Origin of the sequence: Spiroplasma endosymbiont of Virgichneumon dumeticola (genome assembly GCF_964264745.1) — a bacterium.
Classification (GTDB): Bacteria; Bacillota_I; Bacilli_A; order Mycoplasmatales; family VBWQ01; genus Spiroplasma_E.
The window spans coordinates 186,545-206,137 of sequence record NZ_OZ183478.1 but is presented as its reverse complement, the minus strand read 5'-3'; the positions used below and the strand labels follow the sequence as shown (position 1 = coordinate 206,137).

At 27.2% G+C, this 19,593-nt stretch carries 19 protein-coding genes; 5 read left to right on the top strand and 14 right to left on the bottom strand.

Annotation, left to right across the window (positions count from 1 at the left end; all coding sequences use genetic code 4):
- Positions 1 to 603: a hypothetical protein gene (locus ACFEL4_RS01335; protein ID WP_375317788.1), complete on the bottom strand. Its 603-nt coding sequence runs from the start codon at positions 601 to 603 to the stop codon at positions 1 to 3.
- 58 nt (positions 604 to 661) lie between these two features.
- Entirely contained in the window at positions 662 to 985 is a 324-nt protein-coding gene (locus tag ACFEL4_RS01330; RefSeq protein WP_375317787.1) for a hypothetical protein, read from the bottom strand.
- On the opposite strand from ACFEL4_RS01330, the gene ACFEL4_RS01325 reads away from it, so the two are divergent.
- Positions 985 to 1,809, top strand: coding sequence for a hypothetical protein (locus ACFEL4_RS01325; protein ID WP_375317786.1), 825 nt, complete (start codon positions 985 to 987; stop codon positions 1,807 to 1,809). The two genes, ACFEL4_RS01330 and ACFEL4_RS01325, sit on opposite strands and share 1 nt — an antisense overlap.
- A 153-nt stretch (positions 1,810 to 1,962) precedes the next feature.
- On the opposite strand, the gene ACFEL4_RS01320 is transcribed toward ACFEL4_RS01325, so the two are convergent.
- The 9 genes from ACFEL4_RS01320 to ACFEL4_RS01280 all read right to left on the bottom strand — a co-directional run bounded on the left by ACFEL4_RS01320 (position 1,963) and on the right by ACFEL4_RS01280 (position 10,765).
- A complete protein-coding gene (locus ACFEL4_RS01320; protein ID WP_375317785.1) occupies positions 1,963 to 3,075 on the bottom strand; it encodes a DnaJ C-terminal domain-containing protein in 1,113 nt (370 codons plus the stop codon).
- Positions 3,076 to 3,095: 20 nt separating this feature from the next.
- Positions 3,096 to 4,937: a molecular chaperone DnaK gene (dnaK, locus tag ACFEL4_RS01315; protein WP_375317784.1), complete on the bottom strand. Its 1,842-nt coding sequence runs from the start codon at positions 4,935 to 4,937 to the stop codon at positions 3,096 to 3,098.
- Between the two features lie 14 nt (positions 4,938 to 4,951).
- The gene (gene grpE, locus ACFEL4_RS01310; protein WP_375317783.1) at positions 4,952 to 5,563 is read right to left on the bottom strand and encodes a nucleotide exchange factor GrpE; all 612 of its coding nucleotides are present in this window, start codon (positions 5,561 to 5,563) and stop codon (positions 4,952 to 4,954) included.
- Between the two features lie 14 nt (positions 5,564 to 5,577).
- On the bottom strand, positions 5,578 to 6,588 hold the full coding sequence (gene hrcA / locus ACFEL4_RS01305) for a heat-inducible transcriptional repressor HrcA (protein ID WP_375317782.1): 1,011 nt from the start codon (positions 6,586 to 6,588) through the stop codon (positions 5,578 to 5,580).
- Positions 6,589 to 6,672: 84 nt separating this feature from the next.
- Positions 6,673 to 8,814, bottom strand: a complete 2,142-nt coding sequence (locus ACFEL4_RS01300; RefSeq protein ID WP_375317781.1) for an ATP-dependent Clp protease ATP-binding subunit — start codon at positions 8,812 to 8,814, stop codon at positions 6,673 to 6,675.
- Between the two features lie 190 nt (positions 8,815 to 9,004).
- On the bottom strand, positions 9,005 to 9,148 hold the full coding sequence (locus ACFEL4_RS01295; RefSeq protein ID WP_375317780.1) for a hypothetical protein: 144 nt from the start codon (positions 9,146 to 9,148) through the stop codon (positions 9,005 to 9,007).
- A 423-nt stretch (positions 9,149 to 9,571) separates the two neighbouring features.
- A complete protein-coding gene (locus tag ACFEL4_RS01290; RefSeq protein ID WP_375317779.1) occupies positions 9,572 to 10,066 on the bottom strand; it encodes a UPF0236 family transposase-like protein in 495 nt (164 codons plus the stop codon).
- 41 nt (positions 10,067 to 10,107) lie between these two features.
- Positions 10,108 to 10,674 carry a UPF0236 family transposase-like protein gene (locus ACFEL4_RS01285; RefSeq protein ID WP_375317778.1) on the bottom strand — a complete coding sequence of 189 codons (567 nt, stop codon included), beginning with the start codon at positions 10,672 to 10,674 and terminating at the stop codon, positions 10,108 to 10,110.
- Positions 10,637 to 10,765 carry a hypothetical protein gene (locus tag ACFEL4_RS01280; protein WP_375317777.1) on the bottom strand — a complete coding sequence of 43 codons (129 nt, stop codon included), beginning with the start codon at positions 10,763 to 10,765 and terminating at the stop codon, positions 10,637 to 10,639. Before ACFEL4_RS01280 ends, ACFEL4_RS01285 begins: the two co-directional genes overlap by 38 nt.
- On the opposite strand from ACFEL4_RS01280, the gene ACFEL4_RS01275 reads away from it, so the two are divergent.
- The 4 genes from ACFEL4_RS01275 to ACFEL4_RS01260 all read left to right on the top strand — a co-directional run bounded on the left by ACFEL4_RS01275 (position 10,741) and on the right by ACFEL4_RS01260 (position 13,739).
- Positions 10,741 to 11,532, top strand: coding sequence for an IS1595 family transposase (locus ACFEL4_RS01275; protein WP_375317776.1), 792 nt, complete (start codon positions 10,741 to 10,743; stop codon positions 11,530 to 11,532). The genes ACFEL4_RS01280 and ACFEL4_RS01275 overlap by 25 nt on opposite strands.
- Before the next feature lie 118 nt (positions 11,533 to 11,650).
- Positions 11,651 to 12,523, top strand: a complete 873-nt coding sequence (locus ACFEL4_RS01270) for a hypothetical protein (RefSeq protein WP_375317775.1) — start codon at positions 11,651 to 11,653, stop codon at positions 12,521 to 12,523.
- Positions 12,524 to 12,534: 11 nt separating this feature from the next.
- A complete protein-coding gene (locus ACFEL4_RS01265) occupies positions 12,535 to 13,356 on the top strand; it encodes a hypothetical protein (protein ID WP_375317774.1) in 822 nt (273 codons plus the stop codon).
- A gap of 149 nt (positions 13,357 to 13,505) precedes the next feature.
- A complete protein-coding gene (locus ACFEL4_RS01260) occupies positions 13,506 to 13,739 on the top strand; it encodes a hypothetical protein (protein WP_375317773.1) in 234 nt (77 codons plus the stop codon).
- An 87-nt stretch (positions 13,740 to 13,826) separates the two neighbouring features.
- On the opposite strand, the gene ACFEL4_RS01255 is transcribed toward ACFEL4_RS01260, so the two are convergent.
- The 3 genes from ACFEL4_RS01255 to ACFEL4_RS01245 all read right to left on the bottom strand — a co-directional run bounded on the left by ACFEL4_RS01255 (position 13,827) and on the right by ACFEL4_RS01245 (position 19,575).
- Positions 13,827 to 15,929 (bottom strand): hypothetical protein, encoded by a 2,103-nt coding sequence (locus tag ACFEL4_RS01255; RefSeq protein ID WP_375317772.1) that lies wholly within the window; start codon positions 15,927 to 15,929, stop codon positions 13,827 to 13,829.
- A complete protein-coding gene (locus tag ACFEL4_RS01250; protein WP_375317771.1) occupies positions 15,901 to 17,112 on the bottom strand; it encodes a hypothetical protein in 1,212 nt (403 codons plus the stop codon). The genes ACFEL4_RS01255 and ACFEL4_RS01250 overlap by 29 nt, the downstream gene beginning before the upstream one ends.
- Before the next feature lie 138 nt (positions 17,113 to 17,250).
- Positions 17,251 to 19,575 carry a hypothetical protein gene (locus tag ACFEL4_RS01245; RefSeq protein ID WP_375317770.1) on the bottom strand — a complete coding sequence of 775 codons (2,325 nt, stop codon included), beginning with the start codon at positions 19,573 to 19,575 and terminating at the stop codon, positions 17,251 to 17,253.
- Positions 19,576 to 19,593 lie beyond the last annotated feature (18 nt).

Below are 19,593 nucleotides of genomic sequence, written 5' to 3'. Positions count from 1 at the left end.
TTAATCACCACCAAAATTATTTTTATTAATTAATAATTTATTATTAATACCATTAATTAATCATTTCATTTCATGCATTAAAGCATACATATCACTATCTCAAGTATCATCATGTAAATCTAACATTTTTGGTTGATTATTATTAGTATCTATTTTTACTTTAGATAATCATTGCATTAAATTATATTGTCTTTTAGTTTCTGGACATCTTTCTCAATTAAAACTAATAATATTTTTAAGCATACAAATTGTTGTAAAATCAATTCTATCATTTAAATATAAAGTTGATTTATCTACTGCTATAAATTTTAATCATGTTATATTACGTTTTTTAACTCAACTTTTTAAAACATCAATAAATACTAATCCACCATTACCATAATCAACATAACAAGTAAAACCAAATAACATTTCTATATAACGTTTACTTTCATTTAAATAATAATTAATAATATCATTTGCTAAAGTATCAGTATCTTTATATTGCATTGTTACATTACTATGATAAAATTCACTTTCTTTATGTGCTCTTCTACCATTATCATTTTCACCAATAAATCATAAACTAGCACTTGTAGGATGACCACTTGGACTTGTTGCCATACCTATATCTAATCCACCTGATAATCTTTGTACTTGAAAATCTAATTTAGTACCAACTTTATCAAGATATCTTGCAAATATAGCACCAGTAAGAATACTTGTATCAAGATTGTGTTTTAATTGGATCTAATACTTTTAATTCTTCTAAATCATTAATCATATCTAATGTAAGATTATGAGCATTTACTTTTCAATTACTATAATGAAATAATTTAAAAATATTATTATCAAATATTGATTTAATTTGTTCATTTTTTTCTTTCATTATTTCTAAATTAAAAGATACAATTTTATTCATATATTCAATATAATATTGATAAATATTATCTGGATTACAACTTTTTATCGTACTTCTCCCCACATGTACTTGTGGAGGAAACAATGAAATTGAATGAGTTCAATAATACTTTTCAAACTGAAAAACAATGTCTTGCATATATAGCAAGTTTGAAACAAAGCAAATGTGGGGAGAAGTCCGTTAAAAAATTGACAATTGATACACAAACAATCGCTAATCCTTATAATAATGATTATAATTATATGAACTATTATGGACTTACAACTAGAATTGCTTCAAGTGAAATACATGATAACTTTCCTTTAACTTTACCTGAATCACAGAAGTTTATTAATAATTCTACAGATTTTAATAAAGATTGAAAACCGATTGTTACTGCTCGTGAAAATAATTTTGTTAGTCGTTTGAAGGAATGAGAAATTAAAAACAATGTACAAATTAGTGATAATAAAAACGTTTTCGTGTTTTGCGAGTATCAAACAAGAAATTGAAAAATTAATGGTTTGGAAATTAAACCATTAATTTTTCAATATTATATTACTAGTAACGACACAACTAGAGCAAGAAATACTAGTGAAAGTTTAAAAATTCTAGAAAACTTATTTGTTGGTCCTGACGCTTTATTTAAATATAACAAAAATTATATGATTGGTAAAAATTTTTATAATTTTAATATTGAACTTAACCCCGACATTTACGATAACTTTATGAAGAACGATGTAACAATTCAAAAAGTATATGAATACGTGACTCAACAAACAAAAGATTTTCTAACAAAAGATAGTTTTATTAAACCTACTGATAAAGTACAATGAACAGCAAATAATACTGATGATTGATTAAATACATCAATAAAAAAATGCACTAGTAAACGGTTCTTCTTCTCAAAATTTTCGCTTAATCATTAACGGCAATGCGTTTGCAATGTCTTTATATGCAAATGGTTATACTAATTTTACTATTAGTAGATCTAATACTGATGTTTGACCTACTACTTAAGGTGAATCATATTGTTAAATATATAAGGAAGTTTTAATTTAAAACTTCCTTATATATTTTTATTAAATTCGTTTAATAGCACTATTAGCAAAGTCTTCATTAGGATCAAACTTAGTTTCATTATTAACACTTCATAGTTTTTCTTGCTCTGACTTACTACATTTCATAGGAAATTGAACATCAAGAATAATATGCAAATCACCACGTCTCGTACTATTTGGATAAAAGAAACCTTTCCCTTTTAACGTAATCTTATCACCATATTGTAATCCTAAAGGTAATTTTTCTTTAATTAAACCTTCAAACGTTGGTATCATAATAATATTTCCTAAAATAACATCTAAGTATGATACTGGTAATTTTAGATACATATCACTACCTTGACGGTCTAAGAACGGATGACGTTTAATGTTAATACCAATAAACAAATCACCTTGCGCTCCACCATTATGTCCAATTTTACCTTTCCCTTTAATTCTAATTTGTTGACCATCAACAACACTACGGGGAATATCAAATTCTAGTTTTTGGTTTTCAATATAGTAACGGTGGCCTTTACATTTAATACATTTTTGACGAATGATTTGGCCAAGACCTTGACAACTGTTACATACACCTTGTTGACGAAACATTCCTAAAGGGGTTTGTTGGACATATTGGACAGTACCATGGCCTTTACATTTATCACAAGCAACAACATCATTAGGAGTTTTCGCACCTGTTTGTTTACAAGCATCACAAGCAACATCAATGTTAATACTAATCGTCATTTTTTTACCAAAGAAAACATCACGAAAATTAATTTCTACTTTTGTTAAGATATTATCGCCAGCAGTTTTACCATTGTAGCGTTGTTGTGTTCTTCTTCCTCCACCAAACAAATCACCAAATAAATCACCGAAAGCAGAACCAAAATCACCAAAATCACTAAATCCAGAAGTTCCACTACCTGGAGCATCATGACCAAATTGATCATAGGCAGTACGTTTTTGGGGGTCTGATAAAGTTTGGTATGCTTCGCTTATTTCTTTAAAACGTGCTTCGTTTCCACCACCTGGAGCATCAGGATGATGCTCTTTTGCAAGCGTACGAAACGCTTTTTTAATTTGCTCAGCTGAAGCACTACGAGCAACACCAAGCACTTCATAATAATCACGTTTAGTTTTACTTGCCATACTATTCTCCAATCATTAATTTATTTTTGTGTTGCTTCAACATCAATAGTGTCGTCTTTATTACCTTCATGAATTTCAGGATTTTCGCCTTGAGTTTCTTGTTGATTCATGAATTGTTGTGCTGCAGCAAATGCTTGTTTTAATTGTTCTAATTTTTCTTTTAGTTCGTCATATTTTTTATCATCTAATGATTTTTGTAAATCATCACGTAGTTTTTTCAATTCTGCTAATTGTGGGTTTTCTGCATCACCATCTTTTTGAGATTTAGTAGCTTCAACTGTCATTTTGTCAATATCATAAATGTAAGCTTGCGCTTGGTTAGTTAATTCAATTTCTTCTTTATGTTTTAAGTCAGCTTCGTGATTCTTTTCGGCATCTTTAACCATTTTTTCAATTTCATCTTTGCTTAATGTTCCACTATTTGAAATCGTAATTTTTTGTTCTTTATTAGATTTTAAATCTTTGGCACTAACTGAAACAATTCCATTAACATCAATTTCAAAAGTAACTTCAATTTGGGGAACACCTCTTGGCGCTGCATCAATACCACTTAATTGGAAACGACCTAATGAATGGTTATCTTTAGCTAATGGGCGTTCACCTTGTAGCACACTAATGTCAACAGCAGGTTGATTATCTTCGGCAGTTGAAAATACTTGTGATTTTTTAGTCGGAACAGTCGTATTGCGGGGAATTAATGGTGTCATTACTCCTCCTAAAGTTTCAATTCCTAATGATAAAGGTGTAACGTCTAATAATAACACATCAGTTACATCACCTGATAACACACCACCTTGGATGGCAGCCCCTAAGGCTACTACTTCATCAGGGTTAACAGTACGGTTTGGTTCTTTACCAATTTCTGCTTTAATAACATCTTGCACAGCAGGAATTCTTGTTGAACCACCAACTAAAATTACTTCATCAATATCAGCTTTTGTTAATCCAGCTTCTTTTAAAGCATCACGCACAGGAGCAATCGTTCTTTTAACTAGTGCAGCTGTTAATTCATTAAAAGTAGCACGTGTTAATTTTTCATCTAAGTGTAATGGACCTGAAGCATTCATAGAAATAAAAGGTAATGAAATATTAGTTTGCATCACACCTGATAAATCTTTTTTGGCTTTTTCAGCAGCATCTTTTAAACGTTGCATTGCCATTTTGTCTTTTGATAAATCCACACCTGATGATGCTTTGAAATTTTTTACTAAATGTTTTACGATTAAGTCATCAAAGTCATCACCACCAAGTTGTTTATCACCACTAGTTGATAATACTTCAAAAGTTCCATTATCTAAATCTAGAATCGAAACGTCAAATGTTCCACCACCTAAATCAAATACTAAGATTTTGTGTTCTTTATCTTGTTTATCTAAACCATAGGCAATCGCAGCAGCAGTTGGTTCATTAATAATACGAACAACTTCTAGTCCGGCAATCGTTCCAGCATTTTTTGTTGCTTCACGTTCTTCGTTGTTGAAATAAGCAGGAACAGTAATAACTGCTTTCCCAATTTTTTTACCTAATTTTGCTTCAGCAAAAACTTTAATTGCACGTAATACTTCAGCAGATACTTCTTCTGGTTTACGTGTTTTACCAGCAGCTTTAACTGTTTCTTTGGTTCCCATAATTCTTTTTACTGATGATACTGTGTTGTCAGGGTCAGTGATTGCTTGACGTTTAGCAACGTCTCCGACCATGATTTGTCCATCTTTATATGCGACAACTGATGGTGTAGTTCGTGCACCTTCGGCGTTTTCAATAACTTTTGGTTTAGCACCTTCCATCACTGCCACACATGAGTTAGTTGTTCCTAAGTCGATTCCTAGAATAATTTCTTTGTTAGTTTTAGTTGTTGCCATGTTTTATCTCTCCTTTAATTTTTCTTAGTTGCATCTTTAGTTTCAGTTTTAAACACTTTAACTTTAATTGTGCTAATAACACGGTTGTGTAGTTCATAACCTTTAGCAATTACTTCAATGATGGTATTATTTTTCGTATTTTTGAAATTGTTAGTACCATCATCTTTAATAATTTCGACAGCATCATGTTTATGAGAATTAAATTCTTCACCAACTTGTGCTGTAATTTCTTTTAATCCTTCGTGTTCTAATGAGCGAATTAGTTCGTCATAGATGAATTTGAATCCTACCAAGAAGTTTTCAACTTCTTTATTTTCGGTTTTAAAGTTTAGCGCTCGTTGGAAATTTAGTAATGCATGAACTAAATTTTTAATAATTTTTTGGTTAGCATATTTAGTATGATCTTGATTTTGAATTTCTAGTTCTTTAATAGTGTTTAGTTTGGTTGCTAACATTAATTGTTTTTCATTAGCTTTGATTTTGGTAATTTGGTCTTGTAAATCTTTAATCGTTGTTTCAAAATTGATTTTATCGTTTAATGAAACCTCGGCAGAATTTTCTTCTACCATGACTGGAGTTTCGGTTGCTTGTTGTTCAAGATTAGTTTTTTTATCTTTTGCTGACATTTTATCTTCCTTTTCTATTTAAAATTTTTCATTAACGTTTGATTAATCCAGTTAAGGATTTCTGCTAGTTTTTCATATTCTAAACGCTTAGGTCCGACAATGGCGATTTGTCCTTGTTCACCATCATGAACTTTAAAGGTTGTCATAATCATCGCCATGTCATTATTTTCATTCCCTAACTCTTCACCAATTTTAATTTGGACGGTAGTATTATTTAATTGGTCGAAATACATTCATGGTGATTGTGATTCAATAAAGCGAATGATGGTTTTAATTTTGTTAATATCATTAAATTCGGGATTTTCTAACATATATTGTACCCCGTGGGTTGTTGATAATGGACGGGAGAAATTAATTAAAGTGTTAATAAAACCTTGAATAATAAACTCTGATTTTTGAACTTGTTGTTCAAGAATCGGTTTTAATAAATTAACTTTTTCACTAATTTCATTGATTTTTGTTCCTATTAGTCTCGTATTAAAAATATCAATAGCAATTGTTAAATCAGTTAGTGGTGTTTCTTGAATATTAAACATCTTATTTTGGACATGACCATTACTAGTAATACAAATTGCAAGCGCATTATCATTGCTAATAGGTACTAGTTCAATCTTTTTTAACGTATCTTCATGGAGGTTAGGCCCAATGACAACACTAATTAAATTAGTCATTTCGCTGAGAATATTACTCGTTTTATTTAGCACTTCGGTAATTACTAAATTGCGGTTTTCAAATACTTCAGCAATTTTGCGTTTTAATTCTACTAAAGTATGGTCTTCACCACTATTCATTAAGTTATCCACATAGTAACGATAACCTTTCGTGGACGGAATACGACCACTAGAACTATGAGTTTTTTCTAGTAAACCTAATGTTTCTAATTCGACACATTCATTACGAACAGTTGCACTAGAATAATTAACATTATTGTTTTCTAATAGTGTTTTACTACCAACTGGGAGTGCTGTTTTAATATATTGTTCAACAATAATTTTTAAAATTTGGGATTGTCTTTTCGATAACACGTTTCACCACCTTATTTTAGCATTCACTAACAATGAATGCTAAGACTTATATAATTATAACTAAGAACACAATAATAGCAAGTATTAATTGAATTTTAATTTGGAGCTAAGGATAAATTCTTGGTTTTTATCAATGGTAATCAGAAAGCGTTTATGAGGAATTAGTTCCTCTTTAATAATTGCTTGTGCTAATATTGTTTCAATATGATGCTGGATATAGCGTTTAATCGGTCGTGCTCCAAATTCTTCATCATATGCATCTTTTAAGATTTTATCGATGATTTGTGGGTCATAAAATAATTGCAAATTTTTTTCTTGTTTTAACCGTAATAAGAGATTATCTAATTCTTTAGTAATAATTTCTTTGACTACTTGTTTGCTTAAAGGATTGAAAATAATGACTTCATCAATTCTATTAATAAATTCTGGGCGTAATGATTGTTTTAAAATCCGTAAAGCCTGCTCTTGACTATTATCTTTGCCACTAAGTAACTCTTGCGAACCAAGATTAGAAGTCATAATGATAATGGTATTTTTAAAGTCAATTAAGAATCCTTGACTATCAGTAATCCGACCTTCATCTAAAATTTGTAATAAGATGTTTAAAACATCAAGATGAGCTTTTTCCACTTCATCAAATAACACAATACTGTAAGGATTTCTTCTAACTTTTTCTGTTAATTGGCCACCATTTTCAAACCCAATGTAGCCTGGAGGTGAACCTAATAGTTTACTGACAGCATGTTTTTCCATAAACTCGGACATATCAATGCGAACCATATTTTTTTCACTATCAAATAGGGTATCAGCTAATGTTCTTGCCACTTCGGTTTTACCAACACCAGTTGTTCCTAAGAAAATAAATGAACCAATCGGACGGTTAGGGTCTTTAATGCCAGATCGGGCACGAATTAAGGCATCACTTACTAATTTCAAAGCATTACTTTGTCCTTTAACTCTCGTATTAAGAATGTAAGGCAAGTTTAATAATTTATCTTTTTCACTCTCTAATAATCGCGCAACAGGAATACCAGTTCACTTAGCAACGACCATGGCAATATCATCATTAGTTACATCTTCACGTAATAAAGGATTATCTTTTTTAATGGCATCATTATCTTTTAAATCCTTTTCCAGATTAGGAATAATGCTATATTGTAACTCACCAGCTTTGGCAAAATTACCTGCTAGTTGGTAAATTTCTAATTGTGATTTAGCATTTTCTAACTGATTTTTTAAACTTGTAATGTGGTCTAATGCTGCTTTTTCGGTACTTCATTTACTTTCTAATTGTGTTAGTGTTATTTTTTTTGTATCTAATTCTTTGTTAACTGCTTGTAATCGAGTTTGGGAATTATCATCTTTTTCTTTGGTTAAAGCAGCTTTTTCGATTTCTAGTTGTAAAACTTTTCTTCGCAATTCATCTAAAGCACTAGGTACAGAAGCAATTTCAGTTTTAATACTAGCACAAGCTTCGTCAATTAAGTCAATAGCTTTATCAGGAAGGTAGCGATTGTTAATGTATTTATTAGATAAGAAAACAGCTTCACGTAAAGCGCTATCATGAATTTTAACACCATGATAGGCTTCGTAACGTTCTTTTAAACCACGTAAGATTGCAATCGTATCTTCTGTTGATGGTTCTTTAATTATCACTTTGCGGAAGCGGCGTTCTAAAGCAGCATCTTTTTCAATGTATTGACGGTATTCATCTAAGGTAGTAGCACCAATACAACGTAATTCACCACGGGCTAACATTGGTTTTAATAAATTAGAGGCATCGATAGCACCTTGGGTACGTCCAGCACCAACAATTAAATGTAGTTCGTCAATGAAAAGAATGATTTGTCCATCAGAGTTTTTAACTTTGTTAATAACTGCTTTTAGTCGTTCTTCGAATTCACCTTGGAATTTAGCACCAGCAATTAAGGCACCCATATCTAGTTCATAAATGATTTTATCTTTTAAGTTACTAGGGACATCACCACGAACTATGCGTTGTGCAAGTCCTTCAATAATAGCAGTTTTACCAATTCCTGGTAAACCAATTAGCACTGGGTTGTTTTTCGTTTTACGAGAGAGGATTTCTTCTACTTTGCGAATGTCGTCATCGCGACCGATAATTGGATCCATTTTTCCGATTTTAGCTTGGGCAATAAGGTTACGAGCAAATTTATCTAAAATTTTGGGGTCGTTGTTATAATTAGGGATTTCATTTAGTTGCATGATATCACTCCTTAACTTATCACTACTGTTAGTTGATTGCTAATTAAATAATATGATAACAAAAAAAATTAGCAATTACAAGTAGTAACTGCTAATTTTTTGTTTTAATCATTTATAAATTAGAATAGTTTTAATAAGAGAAATATTCAATAAATTCTAAAAGTTTTTTACTTTACTTTAAAAATTTTATTTAATACTTGGTTCATTTAGAAGTGCTTGGAGTTTGAGTTTCTTCTTTTCTTTTTTCTTGCTCTTCATGTTCAGCTTTATTTGCAGCATCACGTATCTTTTTATATTTAATTCCTTGAGCAAGTTCTATATTAATTGCTGTCAACTCTTTTTGTAACTGTTTTTTTCATCGTCATTCATTATTAATGATGCCTCCTTGAAATTAAATTTTCATTTTTTTAAATGGTGATTTTTTTCTAAGATCTGACTGAATTTTATCATTTTCTGTTAGTTCTTGTTGTAATTTGCTTATATCTTTTAGTATCTCTCCTTGTTCAAATTTTTCTCATGCTTGGGAGTGTAACAAACTTCCGGAATTAATTATTCAATATTGTCTGATTATCATTTAGACGAGAAATAATTAAGAATTTTTATGTAATTGTAATTTAATAATACTCCTAATAATAAATAATTGCAATTAAAATGCATATTATAATTATTTTCAATAGTTTAGTATATGCAAGTCCATAACAAAAATGCTTACTAAACAGACATTTAATAAGTTTTTAAGATTTAATTTAAAAATAGATTATGGTTTTAAATTAATTTCTTGACATTTAAAGATAATCATTTTCTTATATGTTTCAATACTATACGTGCGATTACCAAGCATTGACTTTAAAATATGTCAAACATTACTTTCAGCAAAACAACCAATATTTTCTTTACAAGATTGATTAGTAATACCTTCTTTATTATTAAGAAAGTATTTTTTCTTTAGTTTTTTATGTTTTAAAGTTTTAAGATAATCAAGTAATTTATCATATTCACCATTTTCAATGTATTTGCGACAAGTATTATATTCTTGATAATACTTACATTTATTACCAGCAATAATGCCAAGATATAATACTTTAATTAAATGAAATTTATCTAAAATAAATTTAGCATTAAGATGTTCAGCAGTTTTTTTAATTCACCCAGCACTATCACCACAAACAATTACTTGTGCTTGGTCAAAATTTTCAAAAAATCGCTTCCCTTGTTCTAAAATAAAGTCAGCAGTTTTGCTAGCACCAAGCACAGTTTTATTTGGTCTAATGATAACGTTTGCTCTTTTATTAACTAATGTATGATTAATATTATCTGTATAAATACTACTAAGCGCATGGAATATTGCTTAATTTTACGCTTATATTCTCAAAATTTTCGATGACCATCATCAATACTAATATAAATAGGTTGGTTTGGTTCTAGTTTAATTTTACTAATATTTTGCATGACAACTACATATTTCTTAAATATGCGACAAATAGTCATACGATTAACATTTGCTAGTAACATTGTATGACAGATATCTTTGTATCTTTTTCCATCAGCAAAATAAGCAAAGGCATTTTGTTCAATATCTTCTCCAATTCTCTTATATTTAGGTAGTTCTAGTTTTTCATCAACAAGACAAATATATACTCATTGGTTTAGTTCTGTGTTATAATATTTGTAAATACGTCGTTTGTAAATTACTACACCATATATTGTGTTTCTTTTTCTTTTTTCAAAGTCAACAATAATATATTTGCTTTTATCTCTTGTTTTAAATAATTTTAGGTCTAGTTTTTCTCATCTTTTTTTAATATATTCTAAAGTTAACTGATTAATTTTTTGGTATTCTTCTCGATAATTTCAAGACATTATATGTCTCCGTTCTATTTAATGTTTGATACATTAATATTTTAACGGACTTCTCCCCACATGTACTTGTGGAGGAAACAATGTCTTGCATATATAGCAAGTTTGAAACAAAGCAAATGTATTAGGTGTTCTAGTTTTAATTTGAATACTTCTAATTTAAGAAAAATGAGATGTTTGAAATGTCATCAAACATTCAGTATTCTCACGGGCACTATATTTTCAAAGTCACAAACACCTTTAATATCTTGGTTTTATCTCATCTTTAGATGAATAAACACCAAACATGGAATTCCATCAACTGATGTTGCAAAAGAATTGGGAGTGACCTTGAAAACAGCTTGAAGAATGGGTCATAAAATCCGAAGTGCCATTGCTAAACAAGAACCTCAATTCATTGTTGAGGGCATAGTGCAAATGGATGAAATGTATCTTTCACATATGGGTTTTAAAAAACAAGGAAGATCCTTGTTGAACAAAACCTTGATTGTTGGTATTTATGAAAAAACAACCAACAATCTGATTGTGAAAGTATTGAAAAACGCAAACAGTAAAAATCTTTTGCAGTTTGCAATAAACCACATTTCTTCAAAGTGTGATGTACATACTGATTCTTGAAAAGGATATCGCGATTTGAAATCGGTTTTCACTAAGCATGAAACAGTTAACCATCAAGATGGCTATGTTTCAAAAACTGGTGTAAATACCAACCAAATTGAGTCAGTATGAAAACATATACGAAGAACATTTAAAACACATATCAAAGTTGCAAAACATCATATTCATTTATATGCAAAAGAAGCTGCATATAAATTCAATAACATACCTAGTTTTGAAACTGTAATGCTATGTTTAATTTAAAAATGTGGGGAGAAGTCCGTAGATAGGCTTTTCTCAGCATTTATGTGATAAAATTTAAAAATAGTACTAAAGGGAGAAAAGCCTATTTTAATTTATAGTAAAGGTTAGGTGATCAAATATGAAACTTATTAGTAGTTATGCACAATTAAATAAAAAATATGACCTTAATTTTAGTGATAATAATTATGGATTTAGTTGGGATGTTTTTAAAGAGTTTGTTGGTGAACAATGAGCAGAATTTTTCACTACTAATTGTTTTTATCGTTTTGTACCAACAGCACGTTTAACAAGAAAAACATGAAATTGCTTAGCATTTGATTTATTTGTGTGCTGTAATTTTAATGATAGTTCTGTTCAAGAAGTAAGACGTTATGAAAATACTCATAATGAAACAACTATTGGTTCTTTAATGGATGTTTGTCAATATTTAGAAGATAAGTATGATATTCACTTAGGACCTAATAATCCCCATGGTATTAAATGAAAAATTACTAAGGATGGTGGTTGTATTATCTTTCCTAATAATCAACAAATAGATTTTATTGGTTATGCTAATGGTAATAAGATTTTTGGAAAATCAGTTAGTGGTTCTAGTTATTTATGTTCTAGAACTGATGAAATTATTATGGCCGAAGAAAAAGAAACTTTAAGTGAAAAACAATTAACACAACGTTATGAGCGTTTAAAATTATCAATGTTTCGTAGTAATCGTATTAAAGTATCTAATGAACCAATTCAAGACTGAAGTTGAACATTTACTGATAGAAATATATTTAGTCCAACTTATGGTAAAAAAATTACTCGTTATTTTTATAAAAATCACTTTATTGCTTTTACTTGTAACCCCTATGATAAATACCACCCCTTTTATTTGCTCTACTGTACCCCCTATTTGCCGTTAAATAAGCAAGTGATAGATACCCTTAAAAAATTGGTAAGGTCTACTATGAAGATACTGAATACTCTGGTGGACTTGGATTATTTATTTTAAGATTTACTTTATTGCCATTTTGAAAAAAATTAGAACCAGTAACACAAAAATTAATTTGCGAATTAGAAAAGAAAAATCCTGATGAATTTAATACTGTTTATTATGGATTTGAATATTTAGATAGTGATGCAACTGTTTTTCCATTTCTAAAAGCAATAAAATATTGACAACCATATAATTTACAAGAATTCTATAATAAAGAAAAAGATACTTATAAATTTGATTTTTATAGTGTTGGTGTTGATTGAGCAACAGGTAGTAAAGACCATAGCGTACTTATGGTAACTGGATTTAAAGAATATAATAATAGTGGTTATTATGACCCTTATATTATTTGTGAATTAATAGTTACTCCCAATGATTTTATCAACGAAAATGAAAAGATTAATGCTTATGTTGATGAAATTTGCGGATTACTTGATAATTTTGAAAATTTTGACCAAGCAATTTATTATTATGACGATAAAGCAAAAACCGCTATCGATTGAATAAGTCAAAAATTAGCCGATGAACATAATATCTTAATTATGAGTCAAGTTGCTATTAAGCATGCTTCAAGTCTTAATCAAGAAGCAGGATTAACTGACCGTTGTGTATGAATGCGTAATGTTATGAGTTTTGGTAATTTTTATGCTAATCAAAATGATTTATTAAAAACAACGCAATGTTTAGAAGAATTACGCTATGACCAAATCAAAACTAACATTCCTGATAAAACTATGTATCAAGACCCTTATGATGTGTTATTTTATGCACTATATCCCTATAAAAATATAATTAGGGGTAAAAATAATGCTTCTACTAAAATAAGTGTTTTTTCTTATGCCATATAACCAACGAAAATAATACTAGTAATAGGATAGGTATCACAAAATTAACGCCTTGTATTTGGCGTTATTTGCACGTTTAAAGCATATTTGCAAAATTTATTAAAATTCAGTACAATTTAATAGTAAAATTAAGAAAAAAGGAGTAATTTATTATGCATGAACAAAATTTAGAATTACATTATGCTAAAAATATAGCAAAACAAAGAAAATGACAAAGAAATATATTTATTGGTATATCTGCATGTTTAACAATAGCACTTATTATTTCAATAACAGCATTAGGTCTTGCATGTAAAGATGGAAGACAAAAATTAAGTTTTTACTTAAAACCAGACCATACAGCAGTCTGGGGGGGCAATTATATGAGAACATCGTTATGAACATAATATAATTTCATTATATTTTGCAAATAAAAAAGGCGATAAAACAGATATAAGATGAGATGGTGCATATCCTAATGGATACTTTAATAATTAAATTTCAATATTAATATATGATAATGTTTCATCATTAGTATCAAATAATGCAATATTATCAATATTTATAGTTTTGCTTTCTGTTTCTAACAGAATATCATAATTACCATTACCAAAAATTCCTGAAATCTCTAATTTATGTAAATTAGAGATTTCTTTTTCAATACTGAATTTCACTTGATTAGCAAAAATATTATTTTGAATAAAATTAAATCAATCTCAATTTGAAAAGTATTGTTTTTCACTATTAAAACATTTTAATAATTCTAAAACATTATTAATAATTCCTTTAATCATATATTTTCCATATTCACCATTATTTAAACTCATATCTTGTGGTAATAATGAAGGTATATTATTGCTTTCTAATTCATTTGTTAAAGATAATCAATTGTATTGGTTATTACTTAGTTTAAATCATTCATTTTGACTAATATTTTTATTTTTAACTTTAATATTATTAGGGTCTGTAAAATCAAAATATTCAGATTTTAAAACAACATAAACATTATCAAAATTTCATCTATCATGATTTGAACTTCTTGTTGGTTTAGATTTTAATTCAAAATAATAAGGTAATAATAATTTATAATCATCATCTAAACCTTTATTAATTGATAAATAAGAAAGTATATAATTTGATAACATCATAACTACTTGTTTAAAAATTTTCACTTTTGGATTATTAATAAAATCAGGATTATCTAATTTTCATTGTTCAAAAAGATTAGTAATAACATCATGTGGTTTTTGATTTTCAAATTCATTTCTTAAATTAGTAATATCTGGCATTTGTTTAACATCTGGATTTGCATCATATTTAGGGTCATAACCTTTAAAGTTTGCTTGATAATTATAAGTATAACCTAACATATCCATTAATAATTTTCCTAGTGTTGTAATTGGTTTTACTTTATCATAAGTTAACACTACACTATCTACACTTGTTAATTTTCAAGTTCCACTTTTAACTTCACCAACATAACTATAATATTTTTTTTCGCTTAAATCGTATTGTTGTATGTTATCATTTCAATAACCTGATAAGTAACTACTATTATCATCTTTACTAATTAAAATATTATCAAAGTTTTTATTAATATCATATCCCGTTTCTTTAAAGTAACTAGTAGCTACTGCTTTAACTTCTTTTAATTCAATTTTTTTAACATGTTTAAATTCTTGTGATGGTTGATTAGGTAAAATTTCACCAATATCTAAATAATCTAAAATTGAATTTTGATTCATGAAATTTTTAGCAATATCTCATGATAAAACTTGGTCACTAAATCATTGTTGTAAAATATTAACTTTTGGTTGTGTTTGGATTGGTAAAGCATATAACGGAAATAATTGGTTATCATCAGCAATTAATAAATTTGGTGATACTTTTAATCCATTAATTTCACCATTTACTTTTATATTACCAAATAACATTGTTTTAGGAAATTTTAAGGTTATACTCTTAACCTTAGTATCTTTATCTAATGGTTTTTGTAATTTAATAATAATAGGATAACCATCTCTTGTTTTAAAATCTTTAATTTTTATTATAGTAATGCTTTTGGTACTTCTTGTTTTTGGATTTTGATAAGGTTGTGAATAACTATTAATAATATATAAGTTATCAATATTACTTTCAGTTAAAGTTTCATTTATACTAACAGCATATAACTTAAATTGATTTAATAAATCTATTTCTTGAAAGATTAAATTTTTAATATCAGTCATACTATATTCAATGGCATTATCATTAATATTAGTGCTTGCTCTTTGATTTAGTTGCATATTAAAGTCTGATGTTTCAACAGCATTAGTATTTAATACTTTCTCAATATCAATAAAACCAATCTTAATAGTATTAGGTGAGAATTTTAAAGTATTATTCTCATTATTTTTGAATAAACGTTCAATTTCATAAATATAGATTGTTCTTTTTTTAAATTTATCGTATATTCTATTAATATCAGGGTCACTAGTATTGCCCATAAGGTTTGAAAAATCATTTGGTATATTATCTATTAAATAATCATTTTCTGCTTGATTGAGTTTAGTTTGCTTTTGTGGAAACTTAGTTTGTGGTTTGTTGTTGTTGTCCATTGTAATTTTCTCCTACTAATTGATTATTTACTGGATTAAATAAATTTAATTTAACAGTTAAATTTTCAATTGCTTGTTCATCATTAATTTCAAATGTTTTACTATCTAATAAATCTTTATCAATACGTACTAATAATTGAATAAATTTAAGAGTATCAATATTAAATTGTCATAGTTTTTGTTCAATATAATTAACTGTTGAAATATTTACAGCTGTACTTTCAGGAACTGATTGTTGTGCTGATTTCTTTTGACTTGGTATATGCAAACCACAACGCTTAGATATTTCATTAATTAATCAATCATAAACATCGCTTAATGTTTTACCTTTAAAATTACCTTGAATAATAGTTACTAAACCATTAGGAGCATCATTAGGACTTTTATCAGTAAATAAATAGTTTTTAGCAATTAATTTTCTTATCGCATCATCAATTAATTGTTGATTATTACCATAAATATTATTAAAAACAAATTTAGGTGAGTTTAAAATGACATCTAAAATGATTTGTTCAAAGAAAATATCTAATGCTTTAATTTTATCCATTACTTTATTACAGTCAGGTTCTTCATTAGCACGATTACGCATAATTGCTATTGGTATATAATTAATGTTTAATACTTGTTCTTGTTCTAAATTAGGATTGTTATTAAATGTTTTATAATCTAATACAAATTGTTTTTTATTATCACTAATACTATAAATTGCACGATTAATAGTTACTTGTTCATTATTTAAAGTATAAATTTCAAATAATCTTACTGTTTGAGCATTTTTTTGATAATTCTCATAAAAAATAGTACATTGAATTAATTTACCAGTAATATCATAATTTCTTTGTTGTATATCTACTAATTGAAAATATAGATTATCGTTCGCAATATAAATTAAATATCCACTAATTCCTAATTTACTTAATTTAAAAATAGAATTTCAATTTTTACGATAATATTCTTGATTAATTAAATATTGTTTAATTTTATCGTTATTAATTTCTAATGGTGCATTATATAAATTAGCATTATTTTCTGCTACAAAATCAGTAAAATGAGTTTCATGATTAAAACTATTAAATCCAAAAAAATCTAATATAGAAGCATGTATTGTTTTTTCTTTACTTAAACTAAATAACTTTGTATTATCATTTTCAGTTAGTTTTTCTTTTCTTTTAAATATTTTCATAATAATTTACCTTTCTATAATACTTTATTAACTATTAATATAACTTTATAAATAATAAACAACATTAACCCAACAAATGAACAACTAATCAAAATACCTAATATACTTAAAATTATTTTTAATATTTTAAACATAATATTATTCCTGTAATTCTTCTAATTTTAAAATATTACCTTTATAAATACTAGTTGCAGTAACTATTCTAATTATATTATCCATAACTTCTAATCTTAATAATTCAATTTTTAAACCTGAATTTAGATTTCAATTTCTTACACAACTATCTAATATATATACACAATCATATTTATTTGATAATAATTTATTAAATTCTTTACTTATAGAATAAGCAATAGGTTGCGTATCTCCATCCCATATATAAGTAACTCTATATTTTTTCCCGGAAAAAAATTTATAATTAATTTGGTTTTTTGTTATCCTTGTTCCTACTTCTTTTCATTGTGGAACACTTGGGTTAGGAGGATTTGGTGTTGTATTATCTTTTAATTCAATATCTCAACAATTGTCTTCTATTTCATTAGTTTCTAAACTTTTTGAATTAATTTTAATTGGTTTATCTATATTAATTATACTTGGTGAAGTAATATCTAATGTATTACTAGTGATTTTATAAGTATTTTCTTTTATTTCTTCTTCTAATGAATATATTTTACCTTCATCATCATTAAATCTATCCATTGCAATAGCATTTGAAATAACTACTAAATCAACATAAGCTTCAGTAATTCTTTTTCCAGAAATACCTTTAAAAAAACTAGCTAATACAGCACCTTCACCTTGTCATAAAAATTGCATATATATAATTGGACTTTTTTCTACATTTTTTCAACAATAACCAACTCTATATAAAGTATTTACTTTAAAATCATAATTAATTTTAATGTTACTTTCTTTTGTACCAACATTTTTTCATTTAATAACATTTAAAGATTTTATTTTTTCATCAACATATTTTTTATTTGGAATATCATTATCATCTGTTACTGAAGGACCACTTTTATTTTTATAAATTAATGTTCTATTTCCAACATTTATAACATCATTAACTAATCTTGTTGTATTATCTTTATCATTTTTATTATTAAAAATTTTATCTTGTAAATTCTCTATTTTATCTTGTTTTTTATCTAATAATTTATTTGTTTCTTCTTTTTTATAATAATCAGTTAAATCAGTTTTACCACCAGTAGCACTAATTTTATTATCTTTAATAGTTATATTAGTACCAGCTGTTAATTTATCTTGTTTTAAAACTAAAACACCTTGTACATTAGTTACTTCAGTCTTAATTTGACTAATATGTAAATCTTGTGTATCATTAACATTTTTAACTTCATTAATAGCACTAACAATAGTTTTATTTTTTGTTTGTAAATTTTCGTCACTAATATTTTGTTTTTTATCTAATAGTTCATTAGTTTCTTGTTTATTATAATAATTATCATTATTATTAGTTTCTGCTATAAGTTCAGTAGGTTTTCCTATGCCTTGATATTTATATATTTTATCAATATTGGCGCCATAATTATTACTATTACTATTGAAATAAATTATGTTTGTCTTAAGATTTAGCAATAATGTTATAATAACATTATCTTTTAAGATTAATTTATCTAATATGACATCTGTTGGTGAGATATTTTGATTTTTAACGAATTGAAATTTTGAAGTTTTTTTAACAAGATATAAATCATCATAATTCTGAAATCCATAATCTCAAAAAACTATAAATCATTTGTTAATATCATCATTAGGAATTGGAATTTGCTCATCGATACGTTTCCATAAAGGACTTGTTTCGATATTAAATCAATTATTTTTAATATTTTCAATTTCTGTATTTGCTAACTTAATATTATTTTCATTACTAGTAATCCGTTTTTGTTGTTTAGCAGAAAAATCAGCAGTTGGAGCATGAGTAAAATCACCCTCTTGTGGATTATTTTGTAATGCTTCAGGTGGTAATGTACCAATTTCACTTGGTCAATTTAAAATCATTGTTTCAGTTTCAGGGTCATATTCAGTTGCTACATAACTTTTATTTACAAGTTTAGTAACTGCACCACGAAATACTTCATGTTCTTTTTCACTTACAACATCATCATATAATTTTATTTGTTTAGTTAATATAAAATCATGATTATCTTTATCACCACTAATTCTTTGTTCTTTTTCATTTTCAATTAATTCATCTATTTGATTTCTTGTATAAAATGCTTCTAAATCAATTTTATCAACATCAATTTCTTGTTCATCATAACTCATTAGTAACTCTTTTAATTGTGTTAATTGAGCTAGTATTTTCATTCTACTTGGTGCTAAATCTCAAACATTAATTGTTGGAATACTACTTGCACTAAACTGTGTACCATTATTAAATTGAATATTAGCATCAACATTAAATTCAATTGGAGCACGATTAAATAATCAATGTTCTATCATTACATAAACCATATCTCT